Source organism: Kordia sp. E, from assembly GCF_056033805.1.
On sequence record NZ_JBRASR010000001.1, the window covers coordinates 22,123 to 42,678 of the forward strand.

The 20,556-nt window shown below is 32.2% G+C and carries 22 protein-coding genes; 6 read left to right on the forward strand and 16 right to left on the reverse strand.

From position 1 onward, the window contains the following. Positions 1-12: 12 nt before the first annotated feature. Together ACUUYC_RS00110 and ACUUYC_RS00115 are read right to left on the reverse strand one after the other, a co-directional pair. A complete protein-coding gene (locus tag ACUUYC_RS00110; RefSeq protein WP_474262549.1) occupies positions 13-690 on the reverse strand; it encodes a methyltransferase domain-containing protein in 678 nt (225 codons plus the stop codon). Between the two features lie 254 nt (positions 691-944). Further along, a complete protein-coding gene (locus ACUUYC_RS00115; RefSeq protein WP_474262551.1) occupies positions 945-1,379 on the reverse strand; it encodes an Hsp20/alpha crystallin family protein in 435 nt (144 codons plus the stop codon). A gap of 357 nt (positions 1,380-1,736) precedes the next feature. On the opposite strand from ACUUYC_RS00115, the gene ACUUYC_RS00120 reads away from it, so the two are divergent. After that, a complete protein-coding gene (locus ACUUYC_RS00120; protein WP_474262553.1) occupies positions 1,737-1,952 on the forward strand; it encodes a hypothetical protein in 216 nt (71 codons plus the stop codon). A 70-nt stretch (positions 1,953-2,022) separates the two neighbouring features. On the opposite strand, the gene sucC is transcribed toward ACUUYC_RS00120, so the two are convergent. From sucC to ACUUYC_RS00135, 3 genes are all read right to left on the reverse strand, one after another. Continuing rightward, positions 2,023-3,216 (reverse strand): ADP-forming succinate--CoA ligase subunit beta, encoded by a 1,194-nt coding sequence (gene sucC / locus ACUUYC_RS00125; protein WP_474262555.1) that lies wholly within the window; start codon positions 3,214-3,216, stop codon positions 2,023-2,025. A gap of 160 nt (positions 3,217-3,376) precedes the next feature. Further along, complete coding sequence (locus tag ACUUYC_RS00130) at positions 3,377-3,616, reverse strand: hypothetical protein (RefSeq protein WP_474262557.1); 240 nt, start codon at positions 3,614-3,616, stop codon at positions 3,377-3,379. A 251-nt stretch (positions 3,617-3,867) separates the two neighbouring features. After that, positions 3,868-4,074: a hypothetical protein gene (locus ACUUYC_RS00135; protein ID WP_474262559.1), complete on the reverse strand. Its 207-nt coding sequence runs from the start codon at positions 4,072-4,074 to the stop codon at positions 3,868-3,870. A gap of 314 nt (positions 4,075-4,388) precedes the next feature. Here ACUUYC_RS00135 and lysA point away from each other — a divergent pair, with 314 nt between their 5' ends. Next, a complete protein-coding gene (gene lysA, locus ACUUYC_RS00140) occupies positions 4,389-5,633 on the forward strand; it encodes a diaminopimelate decarboxylase (protein WP_474262561.1) in 1,245 nt (414 codons plus the stop codon). 55 nt (positions 5,634-5,688) lie between these two features. Here the strand turns inward: lysA and ACUUYC_RS00145 are convergent, their stop codons facing one another. Beyond that, a complete protein-coding gene (locus ACUUYC_RS00145; RefSeq protein WP_474262563.1) occupies positions 5,689-6,570 on the reverse strand; it encodes a T9SS type A sorting domain-containing protein in 882 nt (293 codons plus the stop codon). Between the two features lie 141 nt (positions 6,571-6,711). Continuing rightward, complete coding sequence (locus ACUUYC_RS00150) at positions 6,712-7,197, reverse strand: hypothetical protein (RefSeq protein WP_474262565.1); 486 nt, start codon at positions 7,195-7,197, stop codon at positions 6,712-6,714. Positions 7,198-7,381: 184 nt separating this feature from the next. Between ACUUYC_RS00150 and ACUUYC_RS00155 the strand changes: the two genes are divergently transcribed. The 3 genes from ACUUYC_RS00155 to ACUUYC_RS00165 all read left to right on the forward strand — a co-directional run bounded on the left by ACUUYC_RS00155 (position 7,382) and on the right by ACUUYC_RS00165 (position 10,186). Further along, positions 7,382-8,494 carry a serine hydrolase gene (locus ACUUYC_RS00155; RefSeq protein WP_474262567.1) on the forward strand — a complete coding sequence of 371 codons (1,113 nt, stop codon included), beginning with the start codon at positions 7,382-7,384 and terminating at the stop codon, positions 8,492-8,494. 8 nt (positions 8,495-8,502) lie between these two features. Next, a complete protein-coding gene (locus ACUUYC_RS00160) occupies positions 8,503-9,330 on the forward strand; it encodes a M23 family metallopeptidase (protein WP_474262569.1) in 828 nt (275 codons plus the stop codon). A gap of 133 nt (positions 9,331-9,463) precedes the next feature. Then, a complete protein-coding gene (locus ACUUYC_RS00165) occupies positions 9,464-10,186 on the forward strand; it encodes a DUF6090 family protein (RefSeq protein WP_474262571.1) in 723 nt (240 codons plus the stop codon). Between the two features lie 101 nt (positions 10,187-10,287). Here the strand turns inward: ACUUYC_RS00165 and ACUUYC_RS00170 are convergent, their stop codons facing one another. The 9 genes from ACUUYC_RS00170 to ACUUYC_RS00210 all read right to left on the reverse strand — a co-directional run bounded on the left by ACUUYC_RS00170 (position 10,288) and on the right by ACUUYC_RS00210 (position 19,050). Next, a complete protein-coding gene (locus tag ACUUYC_RS00170; RefSeq protein ID WP_474262573.1) occupies positions 10,288-10,458 on the reverse strand; it encodes a hypothetical protein in 171 nt (56 codons plus the stop codon). A gap of 172 nt (positions 10,459-10,630) precedes the next feature. Then, positions 10,631-11,125 carry a hypothetical protein gene (locus ACUUYC_RS00175; protein WP_474262575.1) on the reverse strand — a complete coding sequence of 165 codons (495 nt, stop codon included), beginning with the start codon at positions 11,123-11,125 and terminating at the stop codon, positions 10,631-10,633. A gap of 42 nt (positions 11,126-11,167) precedes the next feature. After that, on the reverse strand, positions 11,168-11,548 hold the full coding sequence (locus ACUUYC_RS00180) for a VOC family protein (protein ID WP_474262577.1): 381 nt from the start codon (positions 11,546-11,548) through the stop codon (positions 11,168-11,170). A gap of 99 nt (positions 11,549-11,647) precedes the next feature. Beyond that, complete coding sequence (locus ACUUYC_RS00185) at positions 11,648-12,694, reverse strand: PLL family lectin (protein ID WP_474262579.1); 1,047 nt, start codon at positions 12,692-12,694, stop codon at positions 11,648-11,650. A gap of 4 nt (positions 12,695-12,698) precedes the next feature. Beyond that, positions 12,699-13,145: a T9SS type A sorting domain-containing protein gene (locus ACUUYC_RS00190; RefSeq protein ID WP_474262581.1), complete on the reverse strand. Its 447-nt coding sequence runs from the start codon at positions 13,143-13,145 to the stop codon at positions 12,699-12,701. A gap of 59 nt (positions 13,146-13,204) precedes the next feature. Continuing rightward, positions 13,205-14,161 (reverse strand): NAD(P)H-dependent flavin oxidoreductase, encoded by a 957-nt coding sequence (locus ACUUYC_RS00195; protein ID WP_474262583.1) that lies wholly within the window; start codon positions 14,159-14,161, stop codon positions 13,205-13,207. Positions 14,162-14,166: 5 nt separating this feature from the next. After that, positions 14,167-15,786, reverse strand: a complete 1,620-nt coding sequence (locus tag ACUUYC_RS00200; protein ID WP_474262585.1) for a S8 family serine peptidase — start codon at positions 15,784-15,786, stop codon at positions 14,167-14,169. Positions 15,787-15,975: 189 nt separating this feature from the next. After that, the gene (mnmA, locus tag ACUUYC_RS00205; protein ID WP_474263557.1) at positions 15,976-17,190 is read right to left on the reverse strand and encodes a tRNA 2-thiouridine(34) synthase MnmA; all 1,215 of its coding nucleotides are present in this window, start codon (positions 17,188-17,190) and stop codon (positions 15,976-15,978) included. A 714-nt stretch (positions 17,191-17,904) separates the two neighbouring features. Further along, a complete protein-coding gene (locus tag ACUUYC_RS00210) occupies positions 17,905-19,050 on the reverse strand; it encodes a carboxypeptidase-like regulatory domain-containing protein (protein WP_474262587.1) in 1,146 nt (381 codons plus the stop codon). Between the two features lie 266 nt (positions 19,051-19,316). Here ACUUYC_RS00210 and ACUUYC_RS00215 point away from each other — a divergent pair, with 266 nt between their 5' ends. Beyond that, the gene (locus ACUUYC_RS00215; RefSeq protein WP_474262589.1) at positions 19,317-20,417 is read left to right on the forward strand and encodes a glycoside hydrolase family 3 N-terminal domain-containing protein; all 1,101 of its coding nucleotides are present in this window, start codon (positions 19,317-19,319) and stop codon (positions 20,415-20,417) included. Positions 20,418-20,556: the final 139 nt, after the last annotated feature.

Consider the following 20,556-nt stretch of genomic DNA (forward strand, 5'->3'; position numbering starts at 1 on the left):
ATAAAGTTATCTCTAAAAATTAGTGTAAAGCGTCGTTACTATAACGCCTTTAGAATTAGGTAATGTAATAGCTATTAACTGTTTCTCTTCCTGTACTTTGAAGTTAAATGGTGAAGCTAACAAATCAACTCCACTTTGCTTTTTACGTCGAATTCCTTGCCCTGAAATCATATCTTTATTTGGAATAAAATCGCCTTTAGGCAGATGTTCTGTGATGATAACATATTTAAAATTTGCTAGCTTTTTTACAATACTTTGTATTTCTGCATTCGACAAATGTTGTAATACTTGCCGAACGAAAGCACAATCGCCAGCTGGCAATTGATCTACTGCAATATCCAAACAATGAAATTCTAAATTCTCTTCTTTAAACGTTGATTTATTATGCGTTATCAAATCTTCTACAATATCAATCGCAATATATTTCTTTGTAAGTTTTACAAATTGTTTTCCAATATTAAAATCTCCACAACCCAAATCGCACACAACTAATAGTTGTTTAAAAGAAGCTAAAAAAGAACGTACTACTTTAATGTATGGATTTGCAATTTTTGGATGATGCGATCCTTCTCCAGAATAGAAATCAGTTTCGTTATTCCCCCATAGTTTTTGTGCATACACTTGTTCCATTGCAGCTTTTGTTGGCCAAGGCTTTTTATTTTTTTTCGGTTTTGATGATTTCGCTTTCACAGATATGTTGTTAGTATATACAAAGTATAAAAGTACAATAATATACTAGTTCATTTTATCACGAAATCGCGAATAATTTAGCTTTGCCATACTAGTGTGAAGCTGAATCAAGTTCAGCTTGACGCAACGCTTAAAAGCATAACGATCTAACAATCCAAAAGCGGAGCAAGTCTAATAATCTCAAAAACATAAAAAAGGCTCGCCAATTTCTTGACGAACCTTTTTCCCATTAACTAACCAATCCTAAATACTTTTTATGAAATTTCTATTGTTCTTTTAGGTTTCACTTTATCTTCTTCACGCTTTGGTAACGTCACATTTAATATTCCGTTTTCATATGTTGCGTTGATTTCTTTTTTGTTTACCGTTTGCGGCAATTTGAATGATCTTTTGAAACTCGCAAAGCTAAATTCTTTACGTGTATATGTATCTTCAACTTTCTCTTCTTCTTTCTTCTCTTCTGCGCTAATTGTTAACAGATCGTGATCTAATGACAGGATAAAATCTTCTTTTACATTTCCTGGTGCAGCAACTTCTAGTGTAAAACTGTCTGCAGTTTCTTTAATATTTGTAGCAGGAATATTTGTATTACTGGCTACTTGATTTGCAATTCCACCAAACCAATCTGCTGGAAATAATTCGTCAAAAATTGAAGGAAGATCTACGTTTTTACTTTTTACTATGTTCATCTTATTTGTTTTTTTAGTGATTTAATTTTTTATGTTCGTTTTTGTTATTCAAATACGAGTTGTATAAGTCAAAAAGGATTCCAAGTGAAAAAATGCGCCATATTGACATCTTTACATGTTAAAATAATGACAAAGTGGCATTTTATCTAAAAATTGATGTGACAGCGTGACGAAATTGTATTTGTGAAAATTTCAGATTGTAGTAGAAATCTTATGAATTGTTTTGATTTAAGTTGATATTCTTATAAATTTAGAAATAGGGTCATACAATTTATAATACGATTTTCACAAAAAGGTTAGAAAAAATTGAGTCAAGACAAATAATACCTAAACGAAATACTAAAAGTTCAAATAAAAATGGGAAAGGATTCTAAAAATGATTCACACATGCGAGATGTTGCTGCTTGGGAAGCAAAAGCAGGAACACCAAAAGGAAATTCTTCAGGTAATTATACTAATTACACTCCAAAAAAAAAGAATGGTTGTTGGTCGATATTTTTTAAAATCATATTATGGATAGTTATAATTATTATTTTACTAATACTATCTGTATGGCTAGGAATAATTAAATAAAAAAAGCCTTCCCAAACAAATGGAAAGGCTTTTTATATATAAATTGAATACTATATAACTGTACTAATTTTTAAGCTAAAACTGCTTGTACTTTGTCAGCAGCTTCTTGGAATTCAACAGCAGATTGAACATCTAATCCAGAATTATCAATTAGTTCCTTTGCGATGTCTGCGTTTGTTCCTTGTAAACGAACAATGATTGGCACTTTAATAGCGTCTCCCATATTCTTATACGCATCTACAACTCCTTGTGCAACACGATCACAACGAACGATTCCACCAAAGATATTGATTAAGATTGCTTTTACATTGTCATCTTTTAAGATAATTCTGAAAGCTTCTTCAACACGTTTTGCATCTGCAGTTCCACCAACATCTAAAAAGTTAGCAGGTTCTCCACCAGCCATCTTAATTAAATCCATTGTTGCCATTGCTAAACCAGCACCATTTACCATACATCCAACGTTTCCGTCAAGGTCAACATAGTTTAGTCCTACTTCTCTCGCTTCAACTTCAACTGGATTTTCTTCACGTAAATCGCGCATTGCTGCGTAATCTTTATGACGGAATAATGCATTTTCGTCTAACGTTACTTTTGCATCAACTGCCATGATTTTATTATCTGAAGTTTTCAATACAGGATTGATTTCAAATAATGAAGAATCAGAAGCTACATATGCTTTATATAATGAAGAAACGAATTTTGTCATTTCTTTGAATGCCAATCCACTTAATCCTAAGTTGAAAGCAATTCTTCTTGCTTGAAATCCTAACAATCCTAATGCAGGATCGATTTCTTCTGTAAATATTAAATGTGGCGTTTCTTCAGCAACCGTTTCAATATCCATTCCACCTTCAGTAGAATACATAATCATGTTACGTCCAGTAGCTCTATTTAATAAAACAGACATATAAAATTCGTTGGTTTCACTTTCGCCAGGATAGTATACATCTTCTGTAATTAAAACTTGATGTACACGTTTACCTTCCGCAGAAGTTTGTGGTGTTACCAAATCCATTCCGATGATTTGTCCAGCGATGTCTTCCACTTCTTGAAGATTTTTGGCAAGCTTCACTCCGCCACCTTTTCCACGTCCACCAGCATGAACCTGTGCTTTAATCACATGCCATCCTGTTCCAGTTTCTTCTGTTAATTGCTTTGCAGCCTCAACAGCTTCTGCAGGTGTAGAAGCGACTTTTCCTCTTTGAATGCGTACGCCAAAACTTGCTAATATTTCTTTACCTTGATATTCGTGTAAGTTCATTTTACGAAATTTTTTATAGAGCACAAATGTAAATAATCGAACGCATTAAACCCAATTAATTTTGGTTTTTGATTGATTAAAAAATAAAAGAGTCATTCCAACGAACAACTCTTTTAAAATTCATAGAAATATCTAAAATAGATTTCCCGATTTACAATAATTATGGAAGATCAAATCCTGTTGGTCCTGGGCACGTAATAAAAGTGCACTGTTCTGTTGGGCTAGGCGGACAAATAAATCTACTTTGCCCTGTTGGACAGAAACCTTGCATACAAGTTACACAACTACACGTACTTGCTGTAATACAATCACTAGTATTGTTTAGTCCTCCTTTCTCCATTTGCAGTTCACTAATTTTTGTTTTGTTTAATGCTAAAGATCTAATATTCTTTTTTTTCATGATTAAAATGTTTTTGGTTACACTTAAAGTTAAGAATATTAATAATCAAACTGTTACGGTTTTTCCATAGACTTTTCTCCATAAAAAAAGCGAACAAAATTGTTCGCTCTTATTAATTTTATAAATTGATTCTAGCAATTACAGTCACTAACTATTAGACAGCCATTTGCTCCTTTATTTTGTCCACCAATATTTGTTTGTAATTCACAATCATTTCTGATGTTCTATACTAGTGACTACATATTTCTTCCCTATCCTAATCCTATAACAGTAGCGTCTGTTACAGTACCACAATGTTTTACACAGCTAACTGTTGGCACTGCCGTTACACATTTAGGTCCACCACACCAAGTAAAACAAGTAAATGATGGTGGACTAGGAATACCTCTTCCTTTTATTTCTAAACTAGATATTACTGACTTTTTTAACGATAAATTTTTTAAGTTCTTTTTTTTCATGGTTATATGTTTTAAAATTTAATATGTATAAAGAAATAATCGTTTCTAATAAGAATCAAGTATATACACCTTAAATTAGATAAAATACGCTATATCCTCTATTTAAAAAAAGCATGAAAAATCACTGTAAACCAGCATTTTAAATTCAAACCTCTTCATTTAAACAATAGACTATCACTATGAAATATTCTAAGTACTTGAAACTATTTAAAATGTTACAAATGAAACATTTTGTGTTATTTTTATATTTTTTAACTCCTTTTCTTTATTGTAACTTGATTTTGATATAGTTTTGAACCATTAAAAAAAGAATAATGAATCAGACCGATTTACAAAATATCGCAGCAACGTATGGAAGTCCAACGTATGTATATGATGCCAATAAAATAACTTCGCAATACGAACGCTTAACGAAAGCGTTTCAAGAAGTACCAAAGATGAAACTACATTATGCTGTAAAAGCATTATCCAATTTGAGCATTTTAAAGTTGATGAAATCGCTTGGAGCTGGATTGGATACCGTTTCTATTCAAGAAGTCCAATTAGGACTTGCTGCCGGATTTAACGCAGAAGACATTATGTATACACCAAATGGTGTTTCATTACAAGAAATTGAACACGCTGCGCAACTTGGTGTCAAAATTAATATTGACAACCTTTCTATTCTAGAGCAGTTTGGAAGTAAGCATCCAACAATTCCTGTGTGTATTCGTATCAATCCGCATGTAATGGCTGGTGGAAATCATAATATTTCTGTCGGACATATAGATTCTAAGTTTGGAATTTCTATTCATCAAATTCCACATGTGTTACGTATTGTAGAATTAACAGGAATGCACATTAACGGAATTCACATGCATACAGGAAGTGATATTTTAGATATTGATGTTTTCTTGTATGCTTCTGAAATACTATTTAAAACAGCAAGCAATTTTAAAAATTTAGATTTTATTGATTTTGGAAGTGGTTTTAAGGTTCCGTATAAAAAAGATGATATTCAAACAAATATTGAAGAACTAGGTCAAAAACTAAGTGTACGTTTCAATGAATTCTGTACAGAATATGGAAAAGAATTATCACTCAATTTTGAACCTGGAAAGTTTTTAGTAAGCGAAGCTGGTTCTTTTTTAGCAGAAGTAAACGTTGTAAAACAAACAACCTCAACTGTTTTTGCTGGAATTGATAGTGGTTTCAATCACTTTATTCGTCCAATGTTATACAATTCATATCATCATATAGAAAATATATCAAATCCAACTGGTCGTGAACGTTACTATTCTGTGGTTGGTTATATCTGTGAAACAGACACATTTGGAAATAACCGTAGAATTAGTGAAATCCGCGAAGGCGATATTTTAAAGTTTAATAATGCTGGAGCTTATTGTTTTTCAATGGCTAGTAATTATAATTCGCGCTACAGACCTGCGGAAGTTTTATGGTTTGAAAATGAAGCACATTTGATTCGCAAGCGCGAAACTTTTGATGATATTTTAAAAAATCAGGTTGAAATTGATCTTTCACCCAAGAAAAAGAAAAAAAAGACGCCTAAAGAAGTTTAGGTTAATATCAGTGTTGGTCAAAGTGTCTGTAAATTGCAGGCACTTTTTTAGATTATTACTCTTTTATTATTTTTTTTAATAAGGTTTGACCGCTTTTAAACTGTATTCTAACAAAATAAATTCCGCTCTTATAATTCTTTAAATGGATTACATTGTTTTTATCAAGCGTGACTTTTGAACTTCTCCCATTAATATCAAACAATTCTATCGTTTTTACTTCTAAATTTAGAGTCCCAATATCAATTTTCACTTCATTTAACGTCGGATTTGGATACATAGTAACATTGGAAAGCTTATCTCCTTTAGTGCTTAAAAGTTGTGACTCATTCCCAAAAGTGAACCAAAAAACAGACACAACTCTATTATTATCGGACATATATGAATAGTTTGGAGTACTAGTTGATTCATCATATGTATTAGCACTAAAAACTACTTGATTCTGATTTAAAAGTTCAGCGCGCCAAAAACCACTTGTATATGCGCTTGGACTTGAAGTATCCCACCATCCACCTGGGTTTATGCTTGTAAAAACGGTTCCATTTCTACAATCATTATTAAATAATGAGTTATCCCAAGTCAAAGTAACAGGCCAATTATCAGTTACAATATCAATACCATGGATCGTAAAGTTTGTAGGACAACCTTTCTGAAATATTTGTTTTTTTGTATGATACGTTGGCGTAAGCGGATTGGGATAAGTTGTTCGTGCTTTAAGTTCATCACTAATCCTAACATCTAAACCAGCATTATAAGATGTAGCTATTATGTTAGTTTCACCAAAAGCACTATCAACACCGTCAGTAGCGCTGTTATCATAGCCTAAAATAACACTGTCTTGATTTCCAGCAGCATCTTGAAAAAATAGTTCAACGCTGAATTCTTGCGCAGAAGAAAGATAACTTAGACATAAAAAAAGAATTAAAATAAAGTTTTTCACGGAGTTTGGTTTTAAAGTATACTTCTATTGTATTCTCAACTTAAATACAGTAATAATAGAATTCTTTCCTGAAATTAATTGAAATTAAACTATTTACAAAACCATTAATAGATTTAACATATTTTTTTTACCTTAAAAGTCTTATTTCGTTTTATTTACTTTTTCTATAATTTCTGTTAGTTCAGTTTCTTTTTGTGTTCCGATTAAGAATTTATGCCCATTGACTAATTCTATTGCCAACCCTTGATTTCCTTTCATATTATATACAGTTCCATAGGATGTCCAAAGTCGAATTCCCCAACCACCAACGAATCCGTAATTGACAACTTCTACTTTTTTAATTTCATGCCATTTCACTTCTTTTTTTATAAAAGGAAAATAACGCATCTGAATTCCAGCTGCATCAATCTTCGTTTTTAAACGCATAATTAGAAACAATCCTAAGATTAGCAAAACAACTATCGTTACTACTATGAGTCCTGTATCTGACATAGGTTTACTTCCAAATGATTCTCCAAGTATTACTTGTTTATAGATTCCGTAAACAGGCATGACTCCAACAGCAATTAGAATTAACCAGAGCCACCATTGTGAAAATTTTTGTTCTTCTATAAACTGAACTTTCATTTTTGTTATTGTTTAAGTTTTATGAAGTATTTTATATTATATGTACACTCAAATATAAGAAAGTTACGTTTCTATTTAAATTTACTTATTGTACAATACAACAATTAAAAGTATAATAGTTTTAACATTTCTACTATTTAGATAAAATAGTATCTTGTAGAAACATTCAACTGTACTTTGTTTAATGAAAAAATTATTCTTTTTAGTTTCTATTCTAGTTTTTAGTTGTACTCAACAAAAGGATTTTACTGATCCTATACAGTTTGCACTTGCTGCAGATTCTGAAAAGATCCAGACTGTGATGCAAAATTTGGAAGCGCATGAAGTTCAAATTATGGTGACAGATTCAGAAGGAAATGATTTTAGTTTTCAGGTAGATAATAAAAATTACTTTTATCCTGCAAGTAGTGTAAAGTTTCCTGTGGCTATTTTGGCTCTAGAAAAGGCGCATCGAATTCCTGAGATTGACAGTGAAACACTTTTTCAAATTGAAGATGATTCTACAAAGACTACAATTCGGAAAGAAGTTCAGAAAATTTTTGCAATCAGTGATAATGAAGCCTATAATCGTTTGTTTGAATTTTTAGGACAGGATGAAATTCACCTTAAATTAGATACAAGAGATTTATACTCGCAACGGATTTCGCATCGATTGAGTACTGATAGTGCTGCGCACTATGTTACAAAACCTATTACATTTATTAAAAATAATAGTATTTTATATCAGCAGCCGGAAAAGAGAAATTTGCCTATTTTTTCGATAGATCTGAAAAAGTTTCATAAAGGCAAAGGATTTTATAGAAATGATTCATTGATTTCTAAACCAATGGATTTTTCTAAGAAGAATTACCTACCAATTGTAACGCTTCACGAACTTATGAAACGCATACAATTTCCTAAAAATTACGATTTAAAGAAACAATTTCAACTTTCAGAAAATGATCGTGAGTTTTTATTAGCTGTTATGCATAAAACGCCAAAACAGCAAGGTTTTGATAATACTGAATATTATGATAGTTATGTAAAGTTCTTTATGTTTGGTGATTCAGACAAACCGATGCCAACTCATATTAAAATATATAATAAAGTTGGTTATGCGTATGGTTATTTAACCGATTGTGCGCATATTGTAGACGAAAAGAATAATATTTCATTTACAATCACTGCGACAATTCATGTAAATGAAAATAAAATTTTTAATGATGATATGTATGAATATGATTCAATTGGCATTCCATTTTTAGCTGAACTTGGACGACAAATTCATCAATTTTACATCAAAAAACAACAAAATTAAATAATACAATGAGAGCAATTATCTTCTTTTTAGTTTTTAGCATTTCTATTTCTCAAGCACAACAAGTTAGTGTAAAAAGAGATACTGTTTTGTCTACAAAAGAATATGTTTCTTTATCTGTAAAAAACAATATGCTATCACCATTATTTTTTAAGATTACACCAAAAGACAACATTCCGAAAGAAATTATTTTTTCAAAAAATACGACAATACAACCTTCTGAAAAAATTGATAATTTTATCAAAGTGCCACGCAATATTTTAGAAACGGATACTTCCTTGGTAGATTTATATGATTATTTTAGTTTTAAATTTGGGTATGGTGATCCAAGTACGGTAAAACATGACGATGCATATCGTTATTTGTTGCCTTATAAAAAGAAACGAAAGTTGATTCAAGGAAATTTTGGAAACTTTTCACATGATCATGTTGCGTCGTATCACGCGTTTGATTTTGGAACTCAGATTGGTGATACTATTTACGCCGCACGCGAAGGAAAGGTAGTTATGATTAAAGAAAATTCTAAGAAACATGGGAGAACTCGAAAGTTTGCCAATGACGGAAATTATATAATCATTCAACATAGTGACGGAACAACTGCTTCATATTTTCATTTGAACTTTAATGGTTCTTTGGTTGAAAAAGGTGATACTATTGAAAGAGGTCAAGTTATTGGAATCTCAGGAATGACAGGATTTACCACAACACCTCATTTACATTTTGTGGTACATAAAGCAACTTTAAAAAATGGAAATACATCAGTTCCTATTCAGTTTGAAGGCTTTGTTGGAAAGAAACTTAGAAAAGGAAAACGATACGCTCGAAGAAGAAAATAATTTATGGATGGATTAAATATTGTTATTGTAATTGCTGTGTTGCTTTTCGCAAGATTAGGTATTCGATTGTATAAAAATTTCCCGAAATCAAACGATCAAGATGATCAGAATAATATAACCTAAACTCTGTAGTATGCTGAAATTTTTTAGATCAATTCGTCAACGGTTAGTAAGTCAAAAAAAGGTTAAAAACTATATTTTGTATGCTATTGGAGAGATTCTATTAGTTATGATTGGGATTTTACTAGCATTACAAGTGAATAACTGGAACGAACGTAGAAAAACCGCAGCAACACTAAATAATACCTTAAGAACTATTTCTAATGATTTGGCAAGAGATACTTTAGTTGCAACACAAATTGCAAAATATCTTGAAATTAATAATGAAAACAGTAGACGCGTCATTAAAAAAGAAATTACACTAGAAAACTTTAATGAATGTTCTACTTGTAGAAGTCTAACAACTATTTATCAACCTTATAACATTCAGACAAAAGGTTTTGATATTTTAAAACGAATTACTGATCAGCAAGTAAATGAAAAAGATAGCTTGTTTACGGATTTGTCGCAGTTTTATGCAATTTTCGTTCCTAATATCGAAAAGAGTAACGAACGCTTAGAAAACGAAGTTTTACGAAATTTAGACAGCTTTAAAGTACATCCTTGGTTTGTTGATTGGACACAAGGCGTCCTAACTGAAGAAATGAAAGAATATTTTGTAAGTGAAGATTACCGGAAAAAAGTGGCAGCATACAATGTATTAGCATCTAAAAATCATTTGGCATTAATAAAAGGATATACAAGAAATGCTAAAATATTGTTAGAACAGATTAATGATCGTTTAGAAGATGATTAAATTTCTATCTAAATAGTTTAAGCATAAAAAGAAAAAAACGATCCTAGGATCGTTTTTTTCTTTATTAAATAGCTTGGGTCATTTTAAGAACCTGCAACTATTTAATCATTACAATCTAATAACCTCGTTGCAATATCCATTGGCGTAGGACAAACAGCCCAAGAAACCTTAATATGTACCGTCCAAGGCAATCCTCCTTTGTTAGTATTCATTTCCAAATTACTAATAGCTTTTTTGTTAAGATCGAGTGATTTTAAACTTCTTTTTTTCATAATAGAATCATTTTTATAAAGTTAATAATGACTCAAAAGTAGGAAGTGTAAAAGAGGTATAATAGTAACGTACATGACGATTCCGTGAATTGGTTGGTGAAGCTTCTGGCAATTCACGGAATTGTATATTCTAATGTGTTTTCGATATGAAAATATTATTTCCTTTTAATTTTCAATTCTTTTGCACATAGGTGAAATCGAGCCTGTATTCATTATGATTTTTATCAAATTTATAAACCGAAACGTTCAATTTTGAAGGATTGTACGCTTCAACTTCTTCAAAAGATTTGATAGTCAAAAAACCATTTTTTCCTTTTTCAAATGTTGCTCCTTTTAAATAATCGAAGAATGCCAATTTATAATAATTGTCATATTGATTCAGAAATAAACCATACATACAACCACCTGTTCCGCAAGCTCCTAAATAGACCATTATGTCTTCTTTACCATCTGCATTGAAGTCTCCAAATTTATATGGTTCCTTTTTAGCTGCACTGTCTGGAAAGGTAAAATCCGTTTTTTCAGGAACTGTAATTCTAACAAAATTTTCACTTAGTATAAGATCAAGCTTAAACAATTCATCACTGGTCGTTTCCTTTTTTGAATTACTACAACTTAGTACCACAAAAAAGATAAGACATAAAGTAATCCTGAAAGTATATTGCATTTACTAGTTGTGTTTTATTTTATAGTTTGCTATTCCTATTATTTATATATCTTCATAAAACGTCAATCCGTTTTTATCGATATCATAAAAAGCAAATTCTTTCGTTCCCCAAGCGGTTTCTTTGAGTGAAGTTTGTGCATGAAACACTTCTTTAGTTTTATACACATCAAATAATGCTTCCGTATTCAATATTAAAAAACGCAACATTGGACGATCAATATTGTTTTCCCATTCAGAAGCATCATGCCATTGCAAATGAATTTCAACATTTCCACGTCTAATTCCTGCATACGTTGGATTTGTTTTGTGATCTGCAAAAGCAACTTCAAAACCGAGTTTATTTACATAAAAATCCAATGACGCTAATACATTTTTTACCGCCAAAACTGGATGTACACTTAAGAATTGTTCGGTTGTTTTCATATTTTACATCTATAATTTTTCATACCATCTTTAAACCTAAAAAACTCTTTAATGTGATCAGACATAAAGAGTTTTTAAATGTAATTATATCTTATTCAATTATCTACTTATTGCATCTACAAAAGCTCCACTTATAGAAGTAGAAGACCAAAATCCGCCTCCAGTAGGATTTTGATAAAAGCCATATGCATTGATATTAGTGTAAATTGCGATCGTATTCATAGAAGCTACTGCACCTATAGGAGTTCCGCCTATTGAGGTAGAAGACCAAAATCCACCACCAGTTTCATTTTGATAAAAACCATACCCATTGATATCAGTATAAATTACGATAGTTTCGTTAGAAGCTACTGCTTTGGTGTTATTTCCACTTATAGAAGTAGATGACCAAAATCCGCCTCCTGTAGGATTCTGATAAAAGCCATATGCATTGATATCAGTATACACAACTATAGTATCATTAGAAGCTATTGCTCCAATAGGAGTTCCGCCTATTGAGGTAGAAGACCAAAATCCACCTCCAGCTTCATTTTGATAAAATCCATACGCGTTGTTGTCAGTGTAAATTACAATGGTATCATCAGAAGCTATTGCGCCAATTGGTGTACCACTTATAGAAGTTGAAGACCAAAATCCGCCACCAGAACTATTTTGATAGAATCCATAAGCATTGGTATCGGTATAGATTACAATAGTTTCACTCGTATTACTTCTTGCTCTTATAGATTGTGGTAAATTTGACACATTCGTACTTCCCGAATGAAGCGCATACGGAACACTCATTAACTGGTTTGTTCCAGTAATAGTATAGTTTGTTCCTCCAGCTGGATCAACTTCAACTTTTAGAAATTTAGAGTTTATACTCCAATTAATTGCAGAAAAAGTTCCCGTACTAGCAGTTCCTTGTCCAATATTTAAATTGAATAACCCTTGAGCGTTGGTCAATTTTGTATGTGTTTCAACGTAAACGGCAGTTCCGTCAGCAGCATTATCCAATATACTTATCCTAATTCCTACATTTCCGTCCATAACTGGACTTCCATTAGTATCAAATGCAATAGCTTGGTAACTAATTCCTTGAGGAGTTTGAGAAAAAGCATAGGTAGAAAAAAGTAATAGTAATGACGAAAGTATTAGTCGCTTCATAGTGTTATTTTTTTATAATTTTAAAAGATTTTTTGTCTGAATTGTTTGGCTTTATAAAATAAATTCCTGTTTGTAAAGTGCCTAATTCTACTTTGTTATTTGATATGTTTTTTACAGAAATTAACTTTCCGTTACTATCGTAAATCCATAATTTCTTAATGACTTCATTTGTTTCTAAATACACAGAATTTGAAGTTGGATTAGGGTAAAACGTAATCTTCTTTGAAAACAAAAGTTCTTCTATTCCTAATGACAAGAATTCAATTCTAGAAAGCGCTCCAATAACTCCTGAAGCTGATTCATTTGGATTTGTTGGAGTTACAAAAATCTCTCCTACCGTATAAATTAAATTGTTGTTTGATACAGCTCCCGAATTTACAGATGCAATATTTTGTCCAAACAATACAGGAATACATCCAATACTAAAGATGACTGTCAAAATTTGTTTCATGTGCTTTATTTTTGATTGATTTTTTTACTAGCTTCAATACTACCTACAATATACTATTTTTAATAGCTTTTTTTAATAAAATTCGCACTTTCTTGAAACTCTGTAACCATATCACTAACTACTGTTGCCGCAGGTTTTATATCGTGAATTAAAGCAGAAACTTGCCCTATTTCCAATTCTCCTTCTACCAAATCACCTTCAAACATTCCACGTTTTGCACGCGCTCTTCCCAACAAATTTTTGAGTTCTTCTACGCTAGGTGCTTTGGCATATAATTCTTCTAAATCTTCGTAAAATTTATTTTTCAATAATCGAACTGGCGCCAATTCTTTCAACATTAATTTTGTACTTCCTTCCTTTGCCTCTACTACTTGCTTTTTAAATTCAAGATGTGATGATGCTTCATTTGTTGCTACAAAACGACTTCCAACTTGTACGCCATCAGCTCCTAAAACCATAGCTGCCAACATTGCTTTTCCACTTCCAATTCCACCAGCTGCAATCAAAGGAATTTCTAGTTTTTCTTTTACTGTCGGAATTAACGTTAACGTTGTTGTTTCTTCTCTTCCGTTATGTCCACCAGCTTCAAAACCTTCAGCCACGACTGCATGTACACCAGCATCTTGTGATTTTAAAGCAAATTTTGAACTACTGACCACATGCGTCACAGTAATTCCATTTTCCTTTAAAAACGGCGTCCACGTTTTAGGATTTCCTGCAGAAGTAAAGACAATTTTCACGCCTTCTTCTACAATTATATTCATGATTTCCTCAATGTTTGGGTATAACATTGGAACATTGACTCCAAATGGTTTATCGGTTGCTTTTTTACACTTTTGAATGTGCTCACGCAACACATCTGGATACATTGATCCTGCGCCAATTAAGCCTAATCCGCCTGCGTTACTTACAGCAGAAGCCAATCGCCAACCACTTGCCCAAATCATTCCTCCTTGAATTATTGGATATTGTATGTTATATAATTTTGTAATTCTATTCTCTGCGAATAAAGTCATTCGTTTTATTGTTTTATAAGTTTTTTGGTGAATTGTGCTCCGTTAGATTCTATTCGTAACAAGTACATTCCGACTGCTAATTGACTGATATCAATGTTTGAATTTCTTGTAACTGTATACGTTTTGATTGTTTTTCCAACCAGCGTTCCTAATGTAATTGTTACATTTTCAAAACCTTCTGGTAGATTTATAGATACTATCGCTTTCGCGGGATTTGGAAAGACTTGAATCGTATTTTGGAAAGTATTTTCGGGAGTTGATAAAGTTTGAAACGCCAATTCAAAGTTAGGAATTCCGTGTCCTAATTGAATCGTAGGATTTGCATAGATTGATGATGATTCGCGAATTATTTGCATCAACTCAAGGTTCGTTTTATTAGGAAATGCTTGCACCATACATGCCATTGACCCAGCTATGATTGGTGAAGAAAATGATGTTCCGTTCGACAATACTATGCTTCCTGCATCACTTACTACATATACACTTTCTCCTTGTGCAACAACATCTGGTTTTACAGGAATGTTTGGTGTTCTTCCTCTTGAACTGAATGCTGCATAATTTCCGCTTGCATCAACAGCTCCGACGGTAAATCCATTACCATCTGCTGGCGCTGTAATAATTCCCCAAGTTCCATCATTCCCTGAGTTTCCTGCTGAGTTAACAATTAATAATCCTTTTTCAACAGCAATGTTAGAACCTTTTGTAATAAATGCTGTATTTCCGTTCATATCTGCCGTTGTATAATCGTATCTACTTTCATCAAAGCGATTGTACCCTAATGAAGTATTTACAACATCTACACCTAAACTGTCAGCACGTTCTGCAGCTTCAACCCAATAGGATTCTTCCACAGGTGTTTCACTTCCTGCGTCTTCAGTTCTAAATAAATAATAACTTGCATCTGGCGCAGTTCCTACAAATTGACCATCAACATAACCTGCCATGTCAGATAATACATTCGTTCCATGACTATTTCCTGTATACGCATACACATCTACATTTCGATCTACAAAATCATAACCATTTAACAGATCGCCATTGTCTCGTAAGCGTTGAAAAGCTGCTAATGTATTTACATTGGTAAATCCACCATCTAAAACAGCAACCGTAACACCTTCACCTGTATAATCAAGTTCATGGAGTTTGTCTATTTTAATCATTGCTGCCTGATTGGAACCATCGCCATAGTTGTACATCACTAGAGTTTCAAACTTCTCTACTGTTCTTTCAATAGTTGTGGTTGTCGCAGGTCTGCCAGCAGTATTTAATGATCGATCAGCGTAGATAACTTCATTTACAAAAGCCAAACTTACCAAGGCATCAATATCAGTTTGAGTTCCTAAAACATGTACACAATTGAACCATTTTGATTTCGCTTTTACTATAATTCCTGTTTGGTTTTTTATTTGTGTAATGTAAGTTTCGTTTACAGGAACATCACGCACATCAATAGCAACACCATGATTATTTTTACGATCTATTGATTTTTGGGTGAGAATTGTTGTCGGATTTGCTAATGCATTCGTAACATCAGGTTTATCGGTAAAATATACCCAAGCATGTTGAGTTTGCGCAAAGCTAAAGCTTGAAACGAAAAATAGTAATAGTATGATTAGTTTTTTCATCTTATCTTTTTTATAGCAGTTTTTTATTATTAAATCGTTTTAACAACTAACTTCTTCAATTCTAATTTTCATTTTCTTTGTGCGAGCAAAGAAAACAGAAACAAAAGAAAAACTACACTTGAAAAATACGTACTAACTATTTTAGTTATACTAAAAATTTAAGTTTTCAAACTCAACTTCATTTTCCTTTTAAGAAATCACTCCAGAACCTATTAATTCATCTTCTAGATACCAAGCAACAAATTGCCCTTCTGTGATTGCACTTTGTGGGTTTTCAAAATCTACGTATATACCACCATCAATTTTGTATATCAATGCTTTTTCTAATGATTGACGGTATCGAATACGCGCCATCACTTCCATAGATTCATCTGGCTGTAAAGCCATATCTTCACGAACCCAATGCAATTCATCATCTTTTACAAATAGTGTGCGTCTGTACAATCCTGGATGTGTTTTTCCTTGTCCTGTATATATTATGTTTTCTTTTACATCTGTTTCAATGACAAATAAAGGTTCTATTGTTCCGCCAACGGCCAATCCTTTTCGTTGTCCTTTGGTAAAATAATGCGCGCCTTGATGCTTTCCTACTACTTTTCCATCTGTGAGTTCGTAGGTATGTTTTTCAGCATAATATGCTAATTCGGCTGCTTTGTTTTTAAATGTCGGTACTATTTTGTGATAGCTTTCTTTGTCAGTAGAAACCTCAACAATAACACCTTCTTTTGGTTGTAACTGTTGTTGTAAAAAGTCTGGAAGTTTTACTTTACCAATAAAGCACAATCCTTGAGAATCTTTCTTTTCCGCAGTAATTAGTTCAGCTTTTGCAGCAATTTCTCGCACTTCTGGTTTTGTCAATTCGCCAATTGGAAATAATGATTTTTCTAATTGTTCTTGCGATAGTTGACATAAGAAATACGATTGATCTTTGTTTCCATCTTTTCCTGCTAAGAGCTTATGAATTGCTTTACCATCTTTTTCAATCGTTTCTTTTCTACAATAGTGACCTGTTGCCACATAATCAGCACCTAAATCCAAGGCAATTTTTAAGAAGACATCAAATTTTATTTCACGATTGCATAATACATCCGGATTTGGTGTACGTCCTTTTTCGTATTCATTGAACATATAGTCAACAATACGTTCTTTGTATTGTTCGCTTAAGTCTACTGTTTGAAATGGAATTCCTAGTTTGTCAGCTACAATCATAGCGTCGTTACTATCTTCTAACCATGGACATTCGTCAGAAATCGTCACAGAATCATCGTGCCAGTTTTTCATGAATAGACCAATTACTTCATATCCTTGTTCTTTTAAAAGATAGGCTGTTACACTTGAATCTACTCCTCCAGAAAGTCCTACTATTACTCGTTTCATTTTTATTTCTTTCGCTTGTTTATTTATTTAATACCAATTAAAATTTAAAATAACAGTTTAAAATCGTTTCTATTTCCTTTTTGTTTTTAACATAAAATATAACCGTAGCTAAGGCTATGCTTAGATTTACTGTCTCACTTAAAGAAAATATAATTCATTTTTTCATCAATCATTTTAAACATTATTTGGTATAAGACGTAGCTTATACTAATTGTTGACAAAGATACTACCTTTTTCGCTTTTTTTACGAGTTGTTTTGTGTCAAGCGTGTTTTCGAGATATTGAATTTTAATTAACGTGAATCCGATATAATTATTTAATAACAATCTTTCATTTTTTCAACTGAATTCTCAGATAAGAAACTAACTTTCATTTTTTTTATTTTTCGTTTTCTTTGCTTTCCCAAAGAAAAGAAACAAAAGAAAAGGAATTTTTCCAGAGGTATTTTTAGCTGAAAAAGCTAAAACCACAATTATTTACCTAAATTTTCTCCAAGGCTTCAAAAATTTTTAACGGAAAATATTTGTTATACTTCGGAAAAAGAGAACATTCTAAGAAACCGAATTAACACAAAATTAAAGATCCAGCTATGCAGTGGGATTAGTTCAACTTATAACGTTGAGTTTATCTTTCAAGCTTCTAAACATTGAGTTTCACTAAAACATAAAGCCTGAATGTTTTACATTCAGGCTTTCGCTATCATATCAAGATAATTACACCACTACTTTATAGAAATGGTATTTAAAGCGAAGACAATTCAAATACTAGATATTCGAGAAGTCGATCCACCGTACTAAATCCATCATCGTGATTTTCCGTATGAAATGATGAATAAAATACGCCTCCTTCTCCAACTTGAAATGTAAACGCTAAGTCTTTGTTTTGTTGAACAGTATCATTGTTATTGTCTCTATATTCTACAGGTCCGTTAAACCAACTGATTACTGTTGCATCATTTGCAGCATCAACCACTTGCCATCCTGGAAGAAATTCGTCAAGCAGAATTGTATCGTCATTGTTTAATGTTATATTAAAATTCACTTGTAACCAATCGATTAAGTCTTGATCAAAAATGGTTGCTTCTGTAGAAAGTGATTGTCCCGTTTTTTCATTGTCTAAGAAATCAATATATGCAGGTCCATCAGAGATTCCTTGTACATATTTGAATGCAAAATCTGTAGCATATAGAATTCCTCCATTAGATACATAGTCTAAAATGTTTGCGTTGTGCTCTGTATATCCTTCACTTAACCCACAGTTTAAGAAGATGATATCATATTCTGCTAATAAGTCTGGTGAAGCTACTAAGTCTGCAAATGTAAAGTCTACATTTGGTTCTAAGTTATTACCATCTTCAGGAGTAAAGATTCCTACATCATTTGCATGATGATGCCCATTATGCCCTACAGCTGTTGATGGTCTTCCTAAGTTGTTTCCTTGAATGATATCAAATAATGGTTCTTGTGTAAACGGATTTATCAAGCCGATATCATACAATATAGATTCTATATTATCATACACGCCTTTTACAACTCCAATTCGAGGAAATGTTTCAATAGGAATGTTTGGAATTTGAATATCATCATCTTCAGCTACTTCTATTGTTCTTGCCGAACTGAATAATCCTTTTTGTAATAGTACTTCGTATTCGCCTGCTGGCAGATTCGTTAGCGTAAAGTTTCCATCAGTTCCTGATTGTGTTTCTGCAACAATGTTTCCGTCTTTTGTTGCCGTAATATGACCATTTACAATAGGATCAATAGCATTTGGCGCTAAGAATTTTCCCGAAATACTACTCTCTGCTAAAGGAACAGCTTCATTGTCTTCATTACAAGCTGTAAAGAAAGTTATGGCAACTATTAAGTATATTAGTTTTTGAATTTTCATACGTTATCGGTTTTGGTTGTATGTTATGTTTGATTGTTTTTAGCTTGAAGTAACATATTGTAAGTCATCACATTAAATATGTTTTCTTATATTTTAAACAATTCAAATACAATTTTTCCCCTGTAGTTTATTAAGATTTTCTGTTTTTTTAGTTTGAACAAATGATTCTATAATTCAAATAAAACCAGCATTTAAAACGTTTTGAGAAGAATTACATTCTATTTTTTACCGTATATTCGGTTTTGTTGAAGCACTAATTTTATAGTATGAAGTTTAAAATTTCGATTAGTATCATTTGTTTCCTTTTTGCTTTTAGTAACGGGTTTTCTCAGAATGTCAAAATAGATAGTTTAGATGTTAAGATTGGACAAATGCTTATGTTAGGTATTGGAGATGATACCGTAATAAGACCAACTAATCAGATTGTTGCAGCTATTAGAGCACAGCAACTTGGCGGTGTTTTGTTGTATGAGAAAAATATTGCTAAGCAAAATTCCGTGAAGACTTTGAAAAAATTAATTGTCATGTTACGGAAAGAAGCTTCACTTCCATTGTTGGTGAGTATTGATGAAGAAGGCGGAAAAGTGAATCGTTTGAAAGAGAAGTATGGTTTTCCAGAAACTGTTTCTGCAAAGTATTTAGGTGATCTTGATGATGTTGCTTCTACAAAGTATTTTAGTGATATTATTGCGCACAATTTACTGTTGTTAGGCATTAACGTGAATTATGCGCCTGTTGTAGATGTTCATAATGATAAGAATCCACCAATTGGAAAGAATGAACGTGCTTTTTCTAAGAATACAAAAGATATTGTAAAGCATGCACGACAAGTAATTTCGAGTCATCGTTATTTTAATGTAAAGACTGTTTTGAAGCATTTCCCAGGACATGGAAACTCTAAAGAAGATTCACATTTTAATATTACAGACGTTAGTAAGCATTGGAAACAAGAAGAAGTTTTCCCGTATATAAAGTTATTGTCTGAAGGAAATGTAGATGCAATTATGACTGCACATATTGTGAATGAAAAATTAGATACTTCTAAATTGCCAGCGACACTTTCTAAGAAGATTATGACCAATTATTTACGAAATGAACTTGGTTTTGATGGTGTCATTTTTTCGGATGATATGCAAATGAAAGCTATTGCCAATCAGTTTGGTTTTGAGAAATCTATTGAAATGGCAATTTTGGCAGGCGTTGATGTTTTGATGTTTTCTAATCATATTCCAATGAAAGGACGCGATATGATTTTACCTAGAGATATTATAGCGATCGTAAAACAGCTCGTAAAAGATGGAAAGATTTCAGAAGAACGAATTGATGAATCGTATCAGCGTATTTTGAAGTTTAAGAAGGGATTGTAACTAGACCGCTTTGCTTTTAGACCGCACTTGCGTGCTGTTAGATGTTAGATCGCTTTGCTGTTAGATTTTTAGATTCCTGCCTGCGTAGGAATGACATTTTATAAATATTTAGACTAACGTCCAATTGATTTCAAAACTT

What these genes read in the sequence shown, in the direction of transcription:
- ACUUYC_RS00115 (WP_474262551.1), bottom strand. Translation starts at nt 1,379, where the DNA reads ATGAACATAGTAAAAAGTAAAAACGTAGATCTTCCTTCAATTTTTGAC.
- ACUUYC_RS00210 (WP_474262587.1), bottom strand. Translation starts at nt 19,050, where the DNA reads ATGAAAATTCAAAAACTAATATACTTAATAGTTGCCATAACTTTCTTT.
- ACUUYC_RS00150 (WP_474262565.1), bottom strand. Translation starts at nt 7,197, where the DNA reads ATGAAAGTTCAGTTTATAGAAGAACAAAAATTTTCACAATGGTGGCTC.
- ACUUYC_RS00160 (WP_474262569.1), top strand. Translation starts at nt 8,503, where the DNA reads ATGAGAGCAATTATCTTCTTTTTAGTTTTTAGCATTTCTATTTCTCAA.
- ACUUYC_RS00195 (WP_474262583.1), bottom strand. Translation starts at nt 14,161, where the DNA reads ATGACTTTATTCGCAGAGAATAGAATTACAAAATTATATAACATACAA.
- ACUUYC_RS00170 (WP_474262573.1), bottom strand. Translation starts at nt 10,458, where the DNA reads ATGAAAAAAAGAAGTTTAAAATCACTCGATCTTAACAAAAAAGCTATT.
- ACUUYC_RS00120 (WP_474262553.1), top strand. Translation starts at nt 1,737, where the DNA reads ATGGGAAAGGATTCTAAAAATGATTCACACATGCGAGATGTTGCTGCT.
- ACUUYC_RS00180 (WP_474262577.1), bottom strand. Translation starts at nt 11,548, where the DNA reads ATGAAAACAACCGAACAATTCTTAAGTGTACATCCAGTTTTGGCGGTA.
- lysA (WP_474262561.1), top strand. Translation starts at nt 4,389, where the DNA reads ATGAATCAGACCGATTTACAAAATATCGCAGCAACGTATGGAAGTCCA.
- ACUUYC_RS00185 (WP_474262579.1), bottom strand. Translation starts at nt 12,694, where the DNA reads ATGAAGCGACTAATACTTTCGTCATTACTATTACTTTTTTCTACCTAT.
- ACUUYC_RS00200 (WP_474262585.1), bottom strand. Translation starts at nt 15,786, where the DNA reads ATGAAAAAACTAATCATACTATTACTATTTTTCGTTTCAAGCTTTAGC.
- ACUUYC_RS00130 (WP_474262557.1), bottom strand. Translation starts at nt 3,616, where the DNA reads ATGAAAAAAAAGAATATTAGATCTTTAGCATTAAACAAAACAAAAATT.
- sucC (WP_474262555.1), bottom strand. Translation starts at nt 3,216, where the DNA reads ATGAACTTACACGAATATCAAGGTAAAGAAATATTAGCAAGTTTTGGC.
- ACUUYC_RS00175 (WP_474262575.1), bottom strand. Translation starts at nt 11,125, where the DNA reads ATGCAATATACTTTCAGGATTACTTTATGTCTTATCTTTTTTGTGGTA.
- ACUUYC_RS00215 (WP_474262589.1), top strand. Translation starts at nt 19,317, where the DNA reads ATGAAGTTTAAAATTTCGATTAGTATCATTTGTTTCCTTTTTGCTTTT.
- ACUUYC_RS00135 (WP_474262559.1), bottom strand. Translation starts at nt 4,074, where the DNA reads ATGAAAAAAAAGAACTTAAAAAATTTATCGTTAAAAAAGTCAGTAATA.
- ACUUYC_RS00155 (WP_474262567.1), top strand. Translation starts at nt 7,382, where the DNA reads ATGAAAAAATTATTCTTTTTAGTTTCTATTCTAGTTTTTAGTTGTACT.
- ACUUYC_RS00190 (WP_474262581.1), bottom strand. Translation starts at nt 13,145, where the DNA reads ATGAAACAAATTTTGACAGTCATCTTTAGTATTGGATGTATTCCTGTA.
- ACUUYC_RS00165 (WP_474262571.1), top strand. Translation starts at nt 9,464, where the DNA reads ATGCTGAAATTTTTTAGATCAATTCGTCAACGGTTAGTAAGTCAAAAA.